The organism is Planctomycetaceae bacterium, from assembly GCA_039680605.1.
Lineage (GTDB): Bacteria > Planctomycetota > Phycisphaerae > SM23-33 > SM23-33 > JAJFUU01.
This window is the reverse complement of record JBDKTA010000009.1, coordinates 191,862-206,497: the sequence shown is the minus strand read 5'-3', so window position 1 is coordinate 206,497 and position 14,636 is coordinate 191,862. Positions and strand designations below refer to the sequence as shown.

Annotated in this window: 14 protein-coding genes; 6 read left to right on the top strand and 8 right to left on the bottom strand. The window is 64.7% G+C overall.

All coding sequences use genetic code 11. From position 1 onward, the window contains the following. Nucleotides 1–152: 152 nt before the first annotated feature. Entirely contained in the window at nucleotides 153–1,100 is a 948-nt protein-coding gene (locus tag ABFD92_03550) for an EamA family transporter (protein ID MEN6503593.1), read from the bottom strand. Nucleotides 1,101–1,232: 132 nt separating this feature from the next. On the opposite strand from ABFD92_03550, the gene ABFD92_03545 reads away from it, so the two are divergent. From ABFD92_03545 to ABFD92_03530, 4 genes are all read left to right on the top strand, one after another. Then, entirely contained in the window at nucleotides 1,233–1,784 is a 552-nt protein-coding gene (locus ABFD92_03545; protein ID MEN6503592.1) for an NAD(P)H-dependent oxidoreductase, read from the top strand. Nucleotides 1,785–1,922: 138 nt separating this feature from the next. Then, on the top strand, nucleotides 1,923–2,885 hold the full coding sequence (locus tag ABFD92_03540; protein ID MEN6503591.1) for a polysaccharide deacetylase family protein: 963 nt from the start codon (nucleotides 1,923–1,925) through the stop codon (nucleotides 2,883–2,885). Nucleotides 2,886–2,896: 11 nt separating this feature from the next. Beyond that, complete coding sequence (locus tag ABFD92_03535; GenBank protein ID MEN6503590.1) at nucleotides 2,897–3,883, top strand: GNAT family N-acetyltransferase; 987 nt, start codon at nucleotides 2,897–2,899, stop codon at nucleotides 3,881–3,883. A gap of 93 nt (nucleotides 3,884–3,976) precedes the next feature. Further along, nucleotides 3,977–4,978, top strand: a complete 1,002-nt coding sequence (locus tag ABFD92_03530) for a GNAT family N-acetyltransferase (GenBank protein MEN6503589.1) — start codon at nucleotides 3,977–3,979, stop codon at nucleotides 4,976–4,978. A 255-nt stretch (nucleotides 4,979–5,233) separates the two neighbouring features. Here the strand turns inward: ABFD92_03530 and ABFD92_03525 are convergent, their stop codons facing one another. Then, on the bottom strand, nucleotides 5,234–5,599 hold the full coding sequence (locus tag ABFD92_03525; GenBank protein MEN6503588.1) for a DMT family protein: 366 nt from the start codon (nucleotides 5,597–5,599) through the stop codon (nucleotides 5,234–5,236). 20 nt (nucleotides 5,600–5,619) lie between these two features. Continuing rightward, nucleotides 5,620–7,068, bottom strand: coding sequence for a tRNA lysidine(34) synthetase TilS (gene tilS, locus ABFD92_03520; protein MEN6503587.1), 1,449 nt, complete (start codon nucleotides 7,066–7,068; stop codon nucleotides 5,620–5,622). A gap of 217 nt (nucleotides 7,069–7,285) precedes the next feature. Here tilS and ABFD92_03515 point away from each other — a divergent pair, with 217 nt between their 5' ends. Both ABFD92_03515 and ABFD92_03510 read left to right on the top strand, forming a co-directional pair. Next, nucleotides 7,286–8,965: a hypothetical protein gene (locus ABFD92_03515; protein ID MEN6503586.1), complete on the top strand. Its 1,680-nt coding sequence runs from the start codon at nucleotides 7,286–7,288 to the stop codon at nucleotides 8,963–8,965. Nucleotides 8,966–9,029: 64 nt separating this feature from the next. Beyond that, a complete protein-coding gene (locus ABFD92_03510; protein ID MEN6503585.1) occupies nucleotides 9,030–9,584 on the top strand; it encodes a hypothetical protein in 555 nt (184 codons plus the stop codon). 211 nt (nucleotides 9,585–9,795) lie between these two features. On the opposite strand, the gene ABFD92_03505 is transcribed toward ABFD92_03510, so the two are convergent. The 5 genes from ABFD92_03505 to ABFD92_03485 all read right to left on the bottom strand — a co-directional run bounded on the left by ABFD92_03505 (nucleotide 9,796) and on the right by ABFD92_03485 (nucleotide 14,600). Beyond that, a complete protein-coding gene (locus ABFD92_03505; GenBank protein MEN6503584.1) occupies nucleotides 9,796–11,253 on the bottom strand; it encodes a hypothetical protein in 1,458 nt (485 codons plus the stop codon). A 148-nt stretch (nucleotides 11,254–11,401) separates the two neighbouring features. Continuing rightward, on the bottom strand, nucleotides 11,402–12,043 hold the full coding sequence (locus ABFD92_03500; GenBank protein ID MEN6503583.1) for a PEP-CTERM sorting domain-containing protein: 642 nt from the start codon (nucleotides 12,041–12,043) through the stop codon (nucleotides 11,402–11,404). Nucleotides 12,044–12,265: 222 nt separating this feature from the next. Next, nucleotides 12,266–12,853: a PEP-CTERM sorting domain-containing protein gene (locus ABFD92_03495; GenBank protein ID MEN6503582.1), complete on the bottom strand. Its 588-nt coding sequence runs from the start codon at nucleotides 12,851–12,853 to the stop codon at nucleotides 12,266–12,268. 354 nt (nucleotides 12,854–13,207) lie between these two features. Next, the gene (locus tag ABFD92_03490) at nucleotides 13,208–14,089 is read right to left on the bottom strand and encodes a LamG domain-containing protein (protein MEN6503581.1); all 882 of its coding nucleotides are present in this window, start codon (nucleotides 14,087–14,089) and stop codon (nucleotides 13,208–13,210) included. A gap of 112 nt (nucleotides 14,090–14,201) precedes the next feature. After that, the gene (locus ABFD92_03485; protein MEN6503580.1) at nucleotides 14,202–14,600 is read right to left on the bottom strand and encodes a hypothetical protein; all 399 of its coding nucleotides are present in this window, start codon (nucleotides 14,598–14,600) and stop codon (nucleotides 14,202–14,204) included. Nucleotides 14,601–14,636: the final 36 nt, after the last annotated feature.

The window sequence follows — 14,636 nt, the reverse complement described above, 5'->3', positions numbered from 1 at the left end:
GGGCGTACGTTGGAGGAACTCATTGGTGTGATCGGCCAAGCTCTCAGGGCCGTGAGCGCGGAGGAGTGCCAAGGCTACTTCCGTAGCTGCGGATACGCTACAGATGATCGCTAGATGCTCTAGGATCGAGGACCTAGGATCGAGGACCTGTTTTACGCCCCCGCGGCGTACAACGCTATCGCCCCGACCATCAGCATCGCCGCCACCACGCGGCGAACGAACGCCCATCGCTCCATTTTGCCCTCGAGGTGCAGCAGGCCGATGTGCGCGGTGGCCGCCCCGACCACGATCGACAGCAGACCGCGCGTTGACTGCAGGATGTTCCCGAAGATCGCCGAGACATGTGCCAGGCAGGCGAAGAAGAGAATCATCGCCACCAGCCAGCAGCCCGCAAACGGGGCCGCATCCACCCACGCGCCGCGGTTGCGAGTGCCCAGCCACGGCAGCGCGACTGCCGCCATCGCGCCGCACAGCACGTAGCAGATGCATGCGCTGAGGATCGCCGGAGCCACGCCGGTGTCGGCCAGCACGTGCTGCGTGGCGATGATGTTCAGGTCCGACAGCGAATAGGTGATGCAGACGAAGACGATCGCGGCCACCACCTTCAGCGAGAGCCATTGTCCGGCGTGGTGGCATAAGGCCATCGCGGCCGCCACCGCCAGCGCCACGCCCAGCCACTGCAGACCGGCCGGGGCCTTGGCCTGCGTGATGCCCATGACCGCGACGAAGTCGTGGAGCGGCGCCGGGGCGGTAGCGGCGGCGACCGCCATGATCGCCAGCAGCGGAACCTTGAGCCCCAGCAGCGGGGCGATTCTGGAGGCCTCGACGCGCTGCAGCGCCAGGAAGATCACCATCTGCCCCATGAGGTAAAAGCCGGTCATGGCGGCCACCGGCCACGCCCAGGCCGACAGGGGGGGCATGCGTTGGGGCCAGAAGAACGGCAGGGCGGCTGCCGCCGCGACCCCCATGATCACATGCGCCAGCACCAGCAGGCGCAGCGGTCCACCGTGGTGGTGCAGCACGAAGCGCCGCGAGAAGATGTACCCGAACGATTGCGCCAGAGCGCAACCCAAACCCATCAGGATTCCCAAGACAACCATCGCCGCATTATACACCCAAGAAGTGTGGCATGGACGTCTGGACCATGCCACCGGGGGAGATCGGACGAGGCCGCATTTTCATTTCGTCAGCCCTAGCATGTAGAGAGGCGGTTGAAGCCGGTGGAGCGGGCGATGAACGTAAACGCACTGTTGATCGGCGAGGGGCGGCATCCGGACGGACGCATCGCCACGGCGATAGACGGCCTGCTCGACGGGCTGTCGGGATCGAGCGCCGGCGGCGAGACGATATTCCTGTCCGACTACTCGGTGCGCCTCTGCCGCAAGTGCGTGGACGGGCAGGGCCTGTGCGAAACGCATGGACGCTGCGCCCAGGACGATGACCTCGGGCGCCTGATCGAGCGGATCTCGCAGTTCGACGCGGTGGCCTTTGTCAGCAAGGTCTACGTCCCGGACGTTCACCCGCGGATGCGGGCCATGCTCGACCGCCTGGCCCGCATCCGCGGCCATCTGGAACAACCGCCCCGGCCGATACCGGCTCTGGCCGTCTGCATCGGCGGCAGCGCCAGCAGCATTCTGGACCCGTTCAGCCAGGCCCTTTCCGGTTGCGGGTTCCACGTCGTTGAGGCTATCGCGATTCCCACTCGCGACGTTCTGCTTCAGCGGGAGGCGTTTCGCCTGGCCGGGCGGCGGCTCGTGCAGCACTGTCTGGCGGGACGATCCTGAAAAATAGTCCGGAAACCAACGTCCAGCGGGCATATAGTCCTGCAGAGGCCGGCGGGGGAAGGCCTTTACTGCAATTCTAAGAGGGGGAGCAGCCCGATGGCGACGACTGTCTTTGTCACGATAGATACGGAAGTGTCAATGGGGGGTGCATGGGCCAACCCGGCCCTGAAGCCCCTGGACATGGAAACCTGCGTGTATTGCCGCCGATCCGGGCGCGAATACGGCGTGCGGGCCATCATGGAGATCCTGGAGGACCATGGCCTGCCCGGCGTGTTCTTTGTCGATACCGCGATGGACGCCCTCTTCGGGCGGGGGCTCTTCCAGGAACTGTGCCAGGAGATACTCTCCCGCGGGCACGACGTGCAGATGCACCTGCATCCCGGCGCACGGCAGTATGCGCTGCTGCGCAGCCGCGGCGCCACTCGGCGCCCGGCGAGCATGACAGACCGCCTGCCTCGCTATGAGGCAAACGAGCAGACGCAGATGATCATCGAAGGCTGCGACGTGCTGAAGGCCTGCACCGGGCGGCGACCGGCGGCATTCCGGGCCGGTTGCTTTGCCCTGGGTGACAGCAGTGCCGCAGCCTTGGCCCAGGCGGGCATCCAGCTTGATTTCAGTGCCAATCTCGGTTGCGCAGGCAGCGCCAGTTCGCATGCCGTCAGGATCAACGGCCCGTACCGCCTGGGATCGGTGACGGAGTTTCCCGTCACGCAGATCATCGGCAGAAGCCTTCCGGGCTGCGGGTATCGCCCCCTCGAGGTCAATTGCGTCAGCGGCGAGGAGATGGAGTCGGCCCTGGAGCAACTGGTCGCCGGCGGCGCCCGCGTGGCGACGGTCGTGCTGCACTCGTTCGGCCTGCTCAAGAACCGCGTGGGGCGATGGGAAGGCGTCCGGCCCGACAGGGTGGTCCACCGCAGATTGGAGACCCTGTGCCGCCTGCTCGACCGCCGTCGCGGCGACCTGAACACCGAGCGGGTTTGCGACTGCGCCGCCTCGCCCGGCTGGGTCGAGTACGCTGCCAGCGGTCCGGACGTGTGGCCGAAAACGACGTGGAAAGACTTGGCCCTGCGCCAGGTTGGGCAGGTCGTCAGTTTGATTTGAAAGAGCCGGCCGTGACCACCACAGCACAAGACGCGACCGCGCTGGACAGTCAAGACCTGGGCCTGCGGTTCAAGACCTCGACGTTCAAGTTCGCCATCGGCGAGGCGGTGCTGTTCCGCAAGCGCATCAAGGTGATGGCGGGGCGATTCACGCCTCGGACGTTCGGGCGGTCGGTCGACCCCGAGGCCCTGTGGGCGAACGTGCCGCCCGAGGCGGCCGGGGTCATGCTGGGCGGGTTCCCGGTCGAGCGCCCGCTGGAGCGGATGACCTGGCAGAAGCACTGGATCCGGTACGTCCCGAGGCACTATCGCCACTGCAGCGTCAGCCTCGAAGGGACGTTCCAGGAGTACCTGGAGCGGCGATTTTCGCCCAAGATCCGCCGGGATCTGCGGCGGCGCACCCGGGTGTTGGCGGAGCGCAACGGCGGTGAACTGGGCCTGGTCGTCTGCCGCACGCCGGAGGAGATGACTCATTTCATGGACGTGGCGCCGGCGCTGGCCAAACGCACCTACCAGCACACCCTGTTCAAAAATGCCCTGCCCGATACGCCCGAGTATCGCCAGTGGGTGCTTGACCTGGCCGGCCAGGACCAGGCCCGCGGCTATCTGCTGCGCTGCGACGGGCAGGTTATCGCCTATCTCTTCTGCCGCTGGCAGGACGGCATGTGGCTCTACGACGGAGTGGGGTACGATCAATGCTTCGCGCGGCTTTCCCCGGGCACGCTGCTGCACTATCACGCGCTGGATGCTCTCTTCGCCGAAGGCCGCGGCGGCACGCTGGACTTCGGCCCCGGCGAAGGGCAGCATAAGCTGTTCTTCGCCACGCACACGCAGTTGTGCGCCGACGTGTATCTGCTGCGCCCGTGGATCAGGAACCACCTGCTGACCTGGACGCATATTGGCTCGGACGCCCTCAGCGATGCGGCCGCCCGGGTCGCCGGGCGCCTGGGCGTCAGGCAGGGGATCAAGCGGCTCATGCGCCGCCTCGCTACCGGATAATCGCCCGCCGCTCCTGAAAGACAGCCGCCAGGCGTCCTATACTAAACAAACGCATGTATCGAAGAGGCCAAGATAGACGCTGCAGGGGAAGCCATGAGTACGCAGACCATCGCGCCGCAACCTTGTCGCCTGAGGGTAAAAGACTCGCTGCTGAAGATATGCCTGGGCGAGATCGTCGTGCGCCGGCGCAAGTTGCCGGTGCTGGCGGCAGAGTTCTTCCCCCTCGGCTGCGATGCGGCGCCCGAGCCGAACGAGCCCACGATGCCCGTTCCCGAGGGCGCCGGCTTGCTGCTCTCGTCCTATCCGCTGGCGCGTCCGCTGAAGCGCATCAGCGTCAGCGGGCAGTGGATCCGCTACGTCGCGCGGCACTACCGCCACTGCTATACCGACCTTCGGGGCACATTCGCCGATTACCTCCAGGCCAACTTTTCTTCCAAGACCCGCCAGACCCTGCGACGCAAGTGCAAGAAGATGGCCCAGCGATCCGGCGGGCAACTGCACTGGAAGGCCTACGCCACGCCCGAGGATATCGACGAGTTCCTCACCCAGGCCGGGCGGCTGGCGCCCAAGACGTACCAGCAGCGTCTGCTGGACCTGGGCGTCAGGACGGATGAGGCTTTCCGCGCCCGAGCGGCCGAGCTGGCAGCCAAAGACGAGGTGCGGGCGTTCTTGCTGTTCTGCGACGATAAGCCCATCGCGTACCTGTATTGCCCCTGTCGCGACGGAGCGCTCCAGTACGACAGCCTGGGCTACGATCCGGCGTACGCGGAGTTTTCGCCGGGCACGGTGCTCCAGTACCAGGTGATGGAGTACCTCTTCGGCCAGAAGAAGTACCGCTTCTTCGACTTCGAGAAAGGCGAGGGGGCGCACAAGGAACTCTTCGCCAGCACCAGCCAGTTGTGCGGTGACATTTACTTCCTGCGGCGCCGCGCGGGCAACTACTTCACCATCTGGCTGCACCGCGCGACCGAAGGCGCCACCGACCTCGTCGGCGCGGTGCTCCGTCCGCTGGGGCTCAAACACCGCCTCAAACGCTTCCTGCGCCGCAAGCTGCCCCTGGCGATCGTCCACCGCCCGCTGGGCCGAGGTTCGTAGTAGGCAGCGCCGGGATCCTCAGCGGTATCGGCGTCAGTGATCGTCATCGCCTTAGCCCGGATATTTCACCGCGGAGATCGCAGAGGCCGCAGAGGTGTTTTGAGCGAAAAGACCTTACAGAACAATACGAAAGCGGGCCGCATGGACAGTCTGTTTTTTCGTATTAACGTCGACGGCGACGTTAGATGGTCTAGTTTTGAGCCATTTGGCTTCTCTGCGTACTCTGCGATCTCTGCGGTTCATGCAGTTTACGGGTTAGCCAGTAGGGTTGAAGCCGCGGAACATGAAGAACGCCGCGCCGACCAGGCACAGGCTCGCCCAGAGGAAGTCCAGCTTGAGCGGCTCCTTCATGTAGAACGTGCAGAAGCCCGCGAAGACCACCATCGTCACGACCTCCTGGATCACCTTGAGCTGCCCCAGCGTATAGTGCTGGAAGCCCCACCGGTTGGCCGGCACCTGCAGGCAATATTCCAGCAGCGCCACGCCCCAACTGACGGCGATGGCGACCATCAGAGGCCGCCCGGCCAGGTCTTTCAAATGCCCGTACCAAGCATATGTCATGAAAAGGTTCGACCCGACCAGCATTACCACAGGCAGCATCAATACGCCGAAACGGTCCATACGTCGGAACTCCTGTTAAGCTAAGGGCGCAAGACTTCGATGCGCAGCACCTGCCGCGTGTCATCGCCGATGCTGACGCGCTGATCGATGCGAAAACCCGCCAGAGCGACGATGCCTTCATCGTCGCAGATGCAGATCTGCCCCTCGCGGGCGGCGGGCAGGGCCTTGATGTTCGTCAGAAAGTCGCTGACGCTCTGGCTGCCCTCGCACCCCAGCGGGCGAAAGCTGTCGCCGCTGCGGCGGGGGCGGCAGATCAGACGACCGCGGACCTTGCCGGCGTCGAGCAGTTCAACGCCCGGCCGCGCGTCGTGGCAGTGAATCTCGAACGAGACCGGATCCATCGGCTCGATCGAGCAGGTGATCTCGCGCCCGTCGGCCAGCGCGGTCGTCCCGGGGCAGGCCAGCGCGACAGCCGGCGGCGGCTGGGGCGGTTCGTCGGGACGATGCTGGATGATAAACGAGTCGTTCTCCCGGCGGGCGGTAAACTGCCCTGGAAGGGAGATGACGGCAGACCCGTGCCCCAGCAGGGTCTCGACGAGATCGTTGATGTGTTCGGCGGTGACGGTCTGCATCGGCACGCCGGCGTCTTCCAGGGCGATGCGGAGGGCGTACTGCTGGATCAGCCTCGAGCGTTTGCTCAGCGGCAGGCGTTCCAGGACGACGAGATTGGGCTCGCGCGTCCACATCGCCGCGTCAAGCGCCCGGCGGGCGCGCGAGGCGAGGTACTGCTCGGTCTTGGCGGCCTCGGCGGCCAGTCGCAGGATCGCCTCGTCGGCTTGAGGGTTGAGCCTCGTGCGCAGCAGCGGCAGCAGTTCGTGGCGGATGAAGTTTCGCGTCAGTTCGGTGTTGGCGTTGGACTCGTCGGTACACCAGGCCAGGCCCTTGCGGGTGCAGTAGTCTTCGATCTCCTTGCGTCGGCGCTCCAGCAGCGGGCGAACGATGGTCGGGCCGCCGGGCATCTTGCGCATCGGCCCGATGCCCGCCAGGCCGCGCAGGTGGCTGCCGCGGACGATGCGCTGCAGGACGGTCTCGACGTTGTCGTCGGCATGGTGGGCGACGGCTACCACGTGCGCGTGGGCTTCGTCGGCGGCGCGGGCGAAGAACTCGTACCGCAGGCTGCGGGCGGCGGTTTCGATGCTCTGGCCGGTGGCCTGGGCATGCGCCGAGGCGTCAACGCGCTGGCGGATGACCGGCAGGTTCCATTGGCGGGCGAGGTCGGCGACGAACTTCTCCTCGTCGGCGGCCTGGGGCCTCAGGCCGTGGTTGAGGTGGGCGACGGTCAGGCGGTAGTTGCGCCGCGGCGAGCTGGACAGCCCCCGCAGCGCCGCCAGCAGGGCGATGCTGTCGGCCCCGCCCGAGACCGCCACGACGACGGACGCCTCAGGCGTCAGCAGACCGTGCGCGTCGATGTACGCATCGACGGCGGCCTCAAAAAGATCCGGTTGTCCTGGGGCGTCTTTCGGCGGCATTGGATGTCCTTGCGGGGGTCATCGCTTGTATCTTATACTAAGGAACCTGTCGTCGCGATGGGTATGGTTGTGTGGCATGGCCGTCTCGGCCATGCGTGCCACGGGCGTCTCGCCCGTGGTCCGGGAGCATGGGCGGGACGCCCATGCCACAAAGCAAGAGCATGGGCGGGACGCCCATGCCACAAAACTTATGAGACCCGTTCCCCGATCCCGGCACGTGATGGCCTTGGCGATCTTTGTCGCCGTGGCCGCCATCTACGGCACGCAGGCGTTCTACGACCAACGCCTGGACCGCGAGCAGTTGCAACTGGCCACCGCGGCCATGAAGCGCCACAATCCCGACCTTTTCCCTCGCGACATGGTGTTCGGTCCCGGTCGCATGTCGGAGATGCACCCTCCGCTGTTCCTGGGGGCGATGGAGATGGTGCTGATCCCGACGGACTATCGCGACCCGACGCTTCCGTTCCGCGTGCTGGCGCCGATCGTGGCGATGGTTTACCTGTGCGGCATGTACGCCCTGATGTACCGCCACTGCCGAAGCTGGTCGATCTCGGCGCTGGTCGCCGTGGCGAGTTCTGCCGTCATGGAAACGGTGGGGCAGTGCTTCTGGGGCGCCGGAGCGCTGACGTCGGTGACGCCGCAGGGGGTGGTCATTGCCGTGACGCCGCTGGTGGTGCTGGCGCTGATGATCTACTGGCACGACTGGCGCGTCCTGCTGGTCTTCCTGGCCACGGGGGTGCTGGCCAACGTCGACATGACCGCCGCGACCAATCTCATGCTCGTGTTGCTGGTGGCGTACCTGGCCAAGCACAACTGGCGCCCGCGGGCGCTGGCGATGGGCGCCGCCTGCGTCGGCTGCGCGGTGGCGGCCGCGGCGCCGTACGTGTGGTACTTCTATACGCTCTCGGACCGCACCGCCGAGCTCAACATCAACCCGTACATCGGCACGTACGCGCCGATGGTGTCGCTGACGCAGTCGGGCATCCTCTACGGTTTCGACGCGCTGCTGGGCGACCTGGGGCTCTGGGGCGGGATGCTTGCGGCGCCGGTGATCCTGACGGCCGTCGTGCTCAGCCTCGTCGAGCGCTTCCGCGTGCGCGACCTGAAGTTCTGGCTGGTCTGGACGGCGGCGTCGCTGTGCGTGGCGACGGTGCTTTACGGCGGCATGTATATTCTGGACCTCCGCGGGCACGTTCCGCCGCCGACGACAGACTACCTCCAGGGCGCCTCGCTGGTCATGCTGCCGTTTTATGCGCTGCTGGCGCAGGCGCTGACGAATCTCTTCCGCCTGTTTCATCCCTACCGCCACCTGCTGCGATGGCTGTGCGCGGCGGCGCTGGTGGCCTGGATGCTGCCGACGGAGAACCTGCGAGTCGCCAGGCATGCGGCGTTCGAAGTGGCCACTCTCTTCCTGCCCGACAGCGAGAAACCCTCCAACGTCCTGCGCCACCGCGAGAGCGACCGCAAGCGCGCCACGCTGCGCCGCCTGGCGGCCGCGGCGAAGGAGAACACCCCGCCCGACGCGATCTTCATCACCGAGTCGCTGGAGTTCCGCCTGGAATCTCAGCGGAGCATCCTGATCAGCATCCAGGACATGATCTATCTGCACCGCCTGGCCCCGGGCAAACTCACCAAGTGGTATCGCTGTCTGTGCGGGCAGCGGAAAGTTCTGCCCGTCAGTCACGACGCCGGCAATGGCGCGGCGCTGGTGCGTCTGGCCGAGGAGGTCACCGCGGGCATGACCAAGGACTCCCCGCCCGAGCCCAACTGGACGCGCGACGCCCAGTGGTATGCCGTCCTCTCCGGCGACGCGCGGATCACCGGTCCGGGCATCGAGGAAGTTTCCTGGGCCAAGCCCGCCCCCGGCGACTACTATCGCATCGTGCGCCTGCGGTAGCGACCCTCCGGCGCCAGCAGACGCCGATCGGACAAGAAATGTAACAGAAGAAAGACTGCCGGAAATGAAAACACCTGTCACATGCTTCGCGATCGTTTTGGTTGCTTTATCGGCCGGCTGCGGAACTGCCATCTCGGAAGGCGCCGGCCAGGCCTTCGGACCCAAAGGGGAGGTGACGCCGCTGCAGCCGGTGACGCTGGGCTCGTCGCTGCCGCTGCAGGAATACTCGCAGTTCGAGTTGGGCGAGTTCCACAATGACGTGGGAGGCCACCTGCCCGCCGCCCTGTTGCCGCAGTTCCGCATCGACTTTCCGGCCATGCTGGCCAAGTACAAGGTTAAAACCGCTCTGGGCGGCAAGACGGCCGTAATCCGCGGAACCATCCTGCACTATGAAGGCAGCGGAAGCTTGGCCGTCGTCACCTCGGCCGTCGAGGAAATCGTCGTCCGCACCGAGATCGCGGATAAGGAAAGCGGCCGCGTCATCGCTGTCGCCAACTGCATCGGACGCAGCACCACGCGGCTCAACCGGGGAATCGACAAGAAGGCCGAAGGGCTGGCCAAGGCCGTCGCCAAGTGGATCGCGCTGCTTCAGCACAACAAGGACCAGCCCGACGATTGAGTTTATGGTCTGTGCTCGTTTGCGAAACGGGCCTGGGCCCGCGTGCGTGGCGGCAGAAGAACACCTATGCGCCCGAGGCGCGGTAAATCCATACCGCCGGCGTCAATGCCACCGACCGGGCGGGATCCTGACCGCCGCTGGCGACCGATCGAGTGTATGATCTGGCCAGGCCCATCCGCCGAGAAACAACCACGTCAAGCAAGCTCGACCGCTAACGTGCCTGTTTGAGCTTTTCCGCAGTGGGGCGGACCATTGGCGTTCCCGTGACCGTGATCGTGACCGGTTGGTCCTTCTTGTATCCCGAGGGCGGCTGGGGGGAATCGGCCAGAAGAAAATTGTCCGTCACGATGGCCTTGACCGCCGCGGGCGAGACCGTAGCGTGCGTCAATCGCCGCGGCAGCATCACCGCCAGGCTGGCCGGTCCGGCGTCGTCCTTGAGCGGCGTGATGGTCAGCGTCCAGGTGTTGCCGCTGCGGCTCCAGGACAGCGTCCACGCCCGCTCGACGGGAATGCGCGCCTCCCACGCCGGGTCGCCGTAGAAAGCCACGCAGTCGCGGTCCCACAGCAGGCCCATCGGTTCCTTGAGCAGCTCCCACCGCCCGGTCTTGTCATTGCGTTTGACGAGCTTGTGACGACCAGCCAGTTCGCCGATCTTGCGATCGTCGTACGTGTCGAATTCGATGGCCGCAAGGTGCGGGTACTTCTCGACCAGTTCGCGCACCAGGCGCTGGTTGGTGAAGTAGAACGCTTCGTTGAGGGGCATGCCCTCTCCGAACGCTCCTGACGTGCCCCAACCCATGCGACCGAACCAGGTCACCGCCGTGTAGCCGTACATCTGGTACACGCCGCCGGAGTGCATCCACGAGGTGGCCATGCAGTCGCGCCGGTCGATGTGGCCGATGAGGCAATTGCCCATCGGCAAGTACACCTTGGGCTCGGGCGAGTCGATCTTGAACGCACGCCCCTGGGTATTGATGCTCAAGAGTTGACCGTCGCGATGGCGGAACTGCCCCGCCCGCGAAGTGTAACCGATCTGCCAGTCACGCTGCGTGGCGTGACCGGAGGTGTAGAACACTTGCGGATGCATCGTGTTGAACGCTCCGGCCAATGATTCAGCCGCGTCCGGGGAAACCGGCTTTTCCTCGTACTTCCCGCCGGCGTTCTTGATCCAGAACCGCTTCTCCTCGGCCGCGAAACCGCTCTCCAGACCGCCGACGTAGCCCGGGCCCAACCCCGAGGCGCCGCGCGTCACCAGCAGTGGCTCGGTCCGCCTGGCGATCCGCAAAGCATCGGCCGCGTCATAGCCGGTCAAAATGCCCCAGAGGGCGTCGGTGTAGGGATCATCGTCCAGCCGCCGCGTCATGCGGTTGACGGCAACGACGAAATCGCGCCCGGCTTCTTCGGGCGTCGCGACAAAGCAGATCGCATCCGGCATGCATGCGGCCAACTCGGCATGGGCCGAGCCGACCGTGCCGGCGTAGCGAATAACCCGCGCATGATGCTTGGTCACCAGGGCGTCCACGACTGCCCGCCAGGACGGCTGCGCATAGGTCGCCTCGCTGACGGCGACGACATAGAGCTGGGGATCGGCAGCTGCGCTTGCCGGCTGCGACGCGCTCGCCTGCCCCGTCGCCGCCCAGAGACACAAGAGAATCATTCCAGCATGCATACTCGCCTCGTTTGCGTATCCTGCAAGGCAAGCCATTGTCGGGCAAGGGCGACACGGAGACAAGCAATTCAAAACAACTCTGCGGTCTCTGCGATCTCCGCGGTGAAATGCCTGGGCGGACGTGCTCGATCCGACGTCCTGCGGCTGATCATGCCTGCTGTTTGCGGCGGCGCAGAATCGCGGCCGCACCCAGCGCCAGAAGGCTCATCGTCGCAGGCTCGGGAATCAGAGAGTACTGGAAGTTCGTTCCGACGCGTGCGCTGGACGCGCTGCGGCCGGGGAATACCCAGTTGACGTGCTCGTTGTTCGACCCGCCGCCGACCCATTCGATAAGCGGGTCCACGCTGAGCGTGGTGGCGCTTTGACTGTAAACGAAGGCGTTGTTGCCGGCATTGGTGTTGTGAATGCCCGCGTATTCGACCCCGGCGGTCAACTTCACCGGAGCGGCCAGTTCGAGCCAGAAATTGCCGTCAACGCTGACTGTGCCGCTGGGAATGACCATCGCGTCAATGACGTATCGGTCAAGCGGGATCATGGCTCCTGAGGCCAGACCTGTCGAGTCGATCAAGGCGATCTGGGTGTTGGCCGTGGAGGCCGCGAGCCCCTGCGGATTGAACACTCCCACGTGGGTAATCCAGATGTCCGCCTTGGGCTTGAAGACAACCGAGTTGAATTGCCCCCAGGTGCCCGTGGGGGTGGTGGGGATGCTTGTCAGGAGAGTCGCCCCTTGAGCCGTGCAGACACCCCCCAGAACGAACGCCGCCAGAACCGCCACTGTTGCAGATTTCATCGGAATAACCTTTCGCCTCCGCTGAAGTTGCTCTTGAGCCCTCACTTGCTCATCTGATCGCTGACATGCGCCCGCGGATCTCCCTACCGTCGGAAATCTTCCTCTGCTGGTATCTCCGGCGATTCCGCAACCGCATCAGGTCGGGCGCAGCCTGCCCCAACCCTGCGATTCTAGTATAGACCGCGCCACTGGGTGTATCTACTTATTCCTGCTATTTTTTGCCTACGTCATCTTCCGCCGCCGGATCAAAGCCGCCACGCCGCCGACGGCCAGCAGGCTCATCGTCGCCGGCTCAGGAATATCGACCTCCGTAAGGCTGAAATTGTCCACCATAGCGCCGTAGAAGCCGTACGTGTCCAGTCCCTGGCGCCCTTCAACGCGGAGCTCGGTGCTTGCACCGGTTGCGGTAAACAGCAATGACTGCTGAGTCTTCGGCGTCTGCTGGGTCCCGCTGTAGGTGCCGGTATTGACGTGGAATATCGTCGGGGAGCCGCCGTCGATCACAATGGCCATCGCCCAGTCATAGTTCTGCTTCCACGCCGTGGCGTTGAGATCGAACAGCAGTTCGTACTGCTGTCCTGCCACTGTCGCGATGGTCTGAGTGATGTAGCCGCTATCGCCCGATGACAGAGGGTTCAGCGCGACGAGGTGGTCCGTTGCGTTATTGGACTGCTTGTGAACCCCATAATAATTCCAGCCAGTCCACAGGGGCGCCGCTTCAAAGTCGCCATTGACTATAGTCGCCGCATCTACCGCAGGTGAAACCGCAAGCATCGCCAGGATCGCCATCGCAAAACAGGTTGTCTTCATCGTCGTTCCTTTCATAGACTTGCCTGGGTTGATTATGCATGCAGGCGGATGCCTTGCCTCCGCGACCTGTTCGGGCAGCCACAGTTCTGAAACTGCACCGCACAAGTGTAGTTTACCATGGATTTGAAATTCGCCAATACTCAATTTGAACAGATCAGTGGCAGAATTGAACACTCGGCACGGCAGTGCCAGCCGCGCCGAGCCTTGAGCGCGGCGGGAAGGGGTTCCGCCGCACCGGAGCAGTCATTCCTGGCGCGGTCCTGTCCGTTTCACCCATATCTCGTGGATCCCCCCCCCGGCGGCGCTGGGACCGGGCGGGAAGGTACGCCCGCCCAGGTCCCAGCCACGCGGCCGTCAGCACCGCCTGCGGCCGCGGATCAATGCCATCAGCCCCCCGGCCAACAGCAGACCCATCGTCGCCGGTTCGGGAATCGGGAGGAACGCCGTCAGATCCAGGGCGTGACCGGTGTTGTAGATCTGGCTGATCTCGGCGGCCGTCAAGGCCCGGTTCCAGATGGCCAACTCATCAAATGAGGCGTTATATCCGCTGCCGAGCAAAAATGGCCCGGTCGTATCGACGCTGCCACCGGCGACAATCGCCAGGGAGGTGCTGGAAAGCCCCGTGGTGGCGGTCCCGCCGATGGTGGTCTGGTAGTACCTTCCGCCGTAACTATTGAGTTTGCCGGCCGAGGGGTCGATCACCATCGCAACGAAAATCCACTGCGTGGAGCCGGACCCTGTCAATCCGTAGGGTGACACGACATTCTGCAGCCTCTGCTCGGCCTGCGTGTTCGTGTCATAATAGAAGTCCAAGTTGCCGTTGCTCCTGCCGGTGGCGCGCCATCCGGTCCCGGAAGAGCTGGTGCCAAATACCATGCCGCCGTATTGCGTATCATTCCACCGCATCCAGAAGGTAACCGTGAAGGCGCCGGAACCGAAACTCAGGTCGTTTGGCTGCGCGATCTCGATGTGGTCGGCGGTGGCGCCGGCGTCGCCGTAGCCTTTGCTGGTGCCCAGATCGGCAGCGCCTGTCCCAAAGCCCGGAAGCTTGTCAGCGGTTGAGATATTCGCCGTACCCGTGAGGGCTCCGTTGGGATTGTTGCCGGTCAAGTCCGCCGTGTTGCCGTCGAACTTGTAGTAGCCGACCAGGCCGTCTCCCAGCGTCGCCGCTTGGGATGCGCAGACGCACGCCAGCACAACCACCGCCGCCGCAATTGCCAATCTCTTTAGTCTCATCGCACGTTCCTTTCCTGCCTCCGGTTTGGAGCCGCTCTGCCGGCTCATCTGTTCTCGGGAGAATCGCCTCCCGCTCATGCAAAGATACCACGGCTGCCAGTTGCCGCAATACTCACTTTGGACACTCAGGTAGGACATCTGAACAAGCTCGCGCCGCGGCGTCCGCACCGCCGCGGTGCGAGCAATCAAGGCAGCGAAACTGCCCCGAGGGGACGCCCGTCTGCCCGCGCCCCCGCATCCGCAGGAGACGATAGCCGCGATCGACGGGCTTGAGGCACTCGGCGCAGGTGACGTTGGGTCGGACCTCCCACAACTCATCCTGGGCCTCAAGCCCCCGGCCGACGAAGATCCAGCGGTCGATCCAGAAGAACAGGGCCGCCCCGAAGAGGTTGGCCACGAACATCGTCAACGTGGCCCCGAGGCGCTGCGTGAGGAAATAGACAAACCCCGCCAGCAGGGGCGTCGAGAGCTGCCATCGCAACAAATACAGTCCGAAGTTCTTCATCGCCATGGAAGACTACCACGAGGGGCGATGGCCGCAATCATC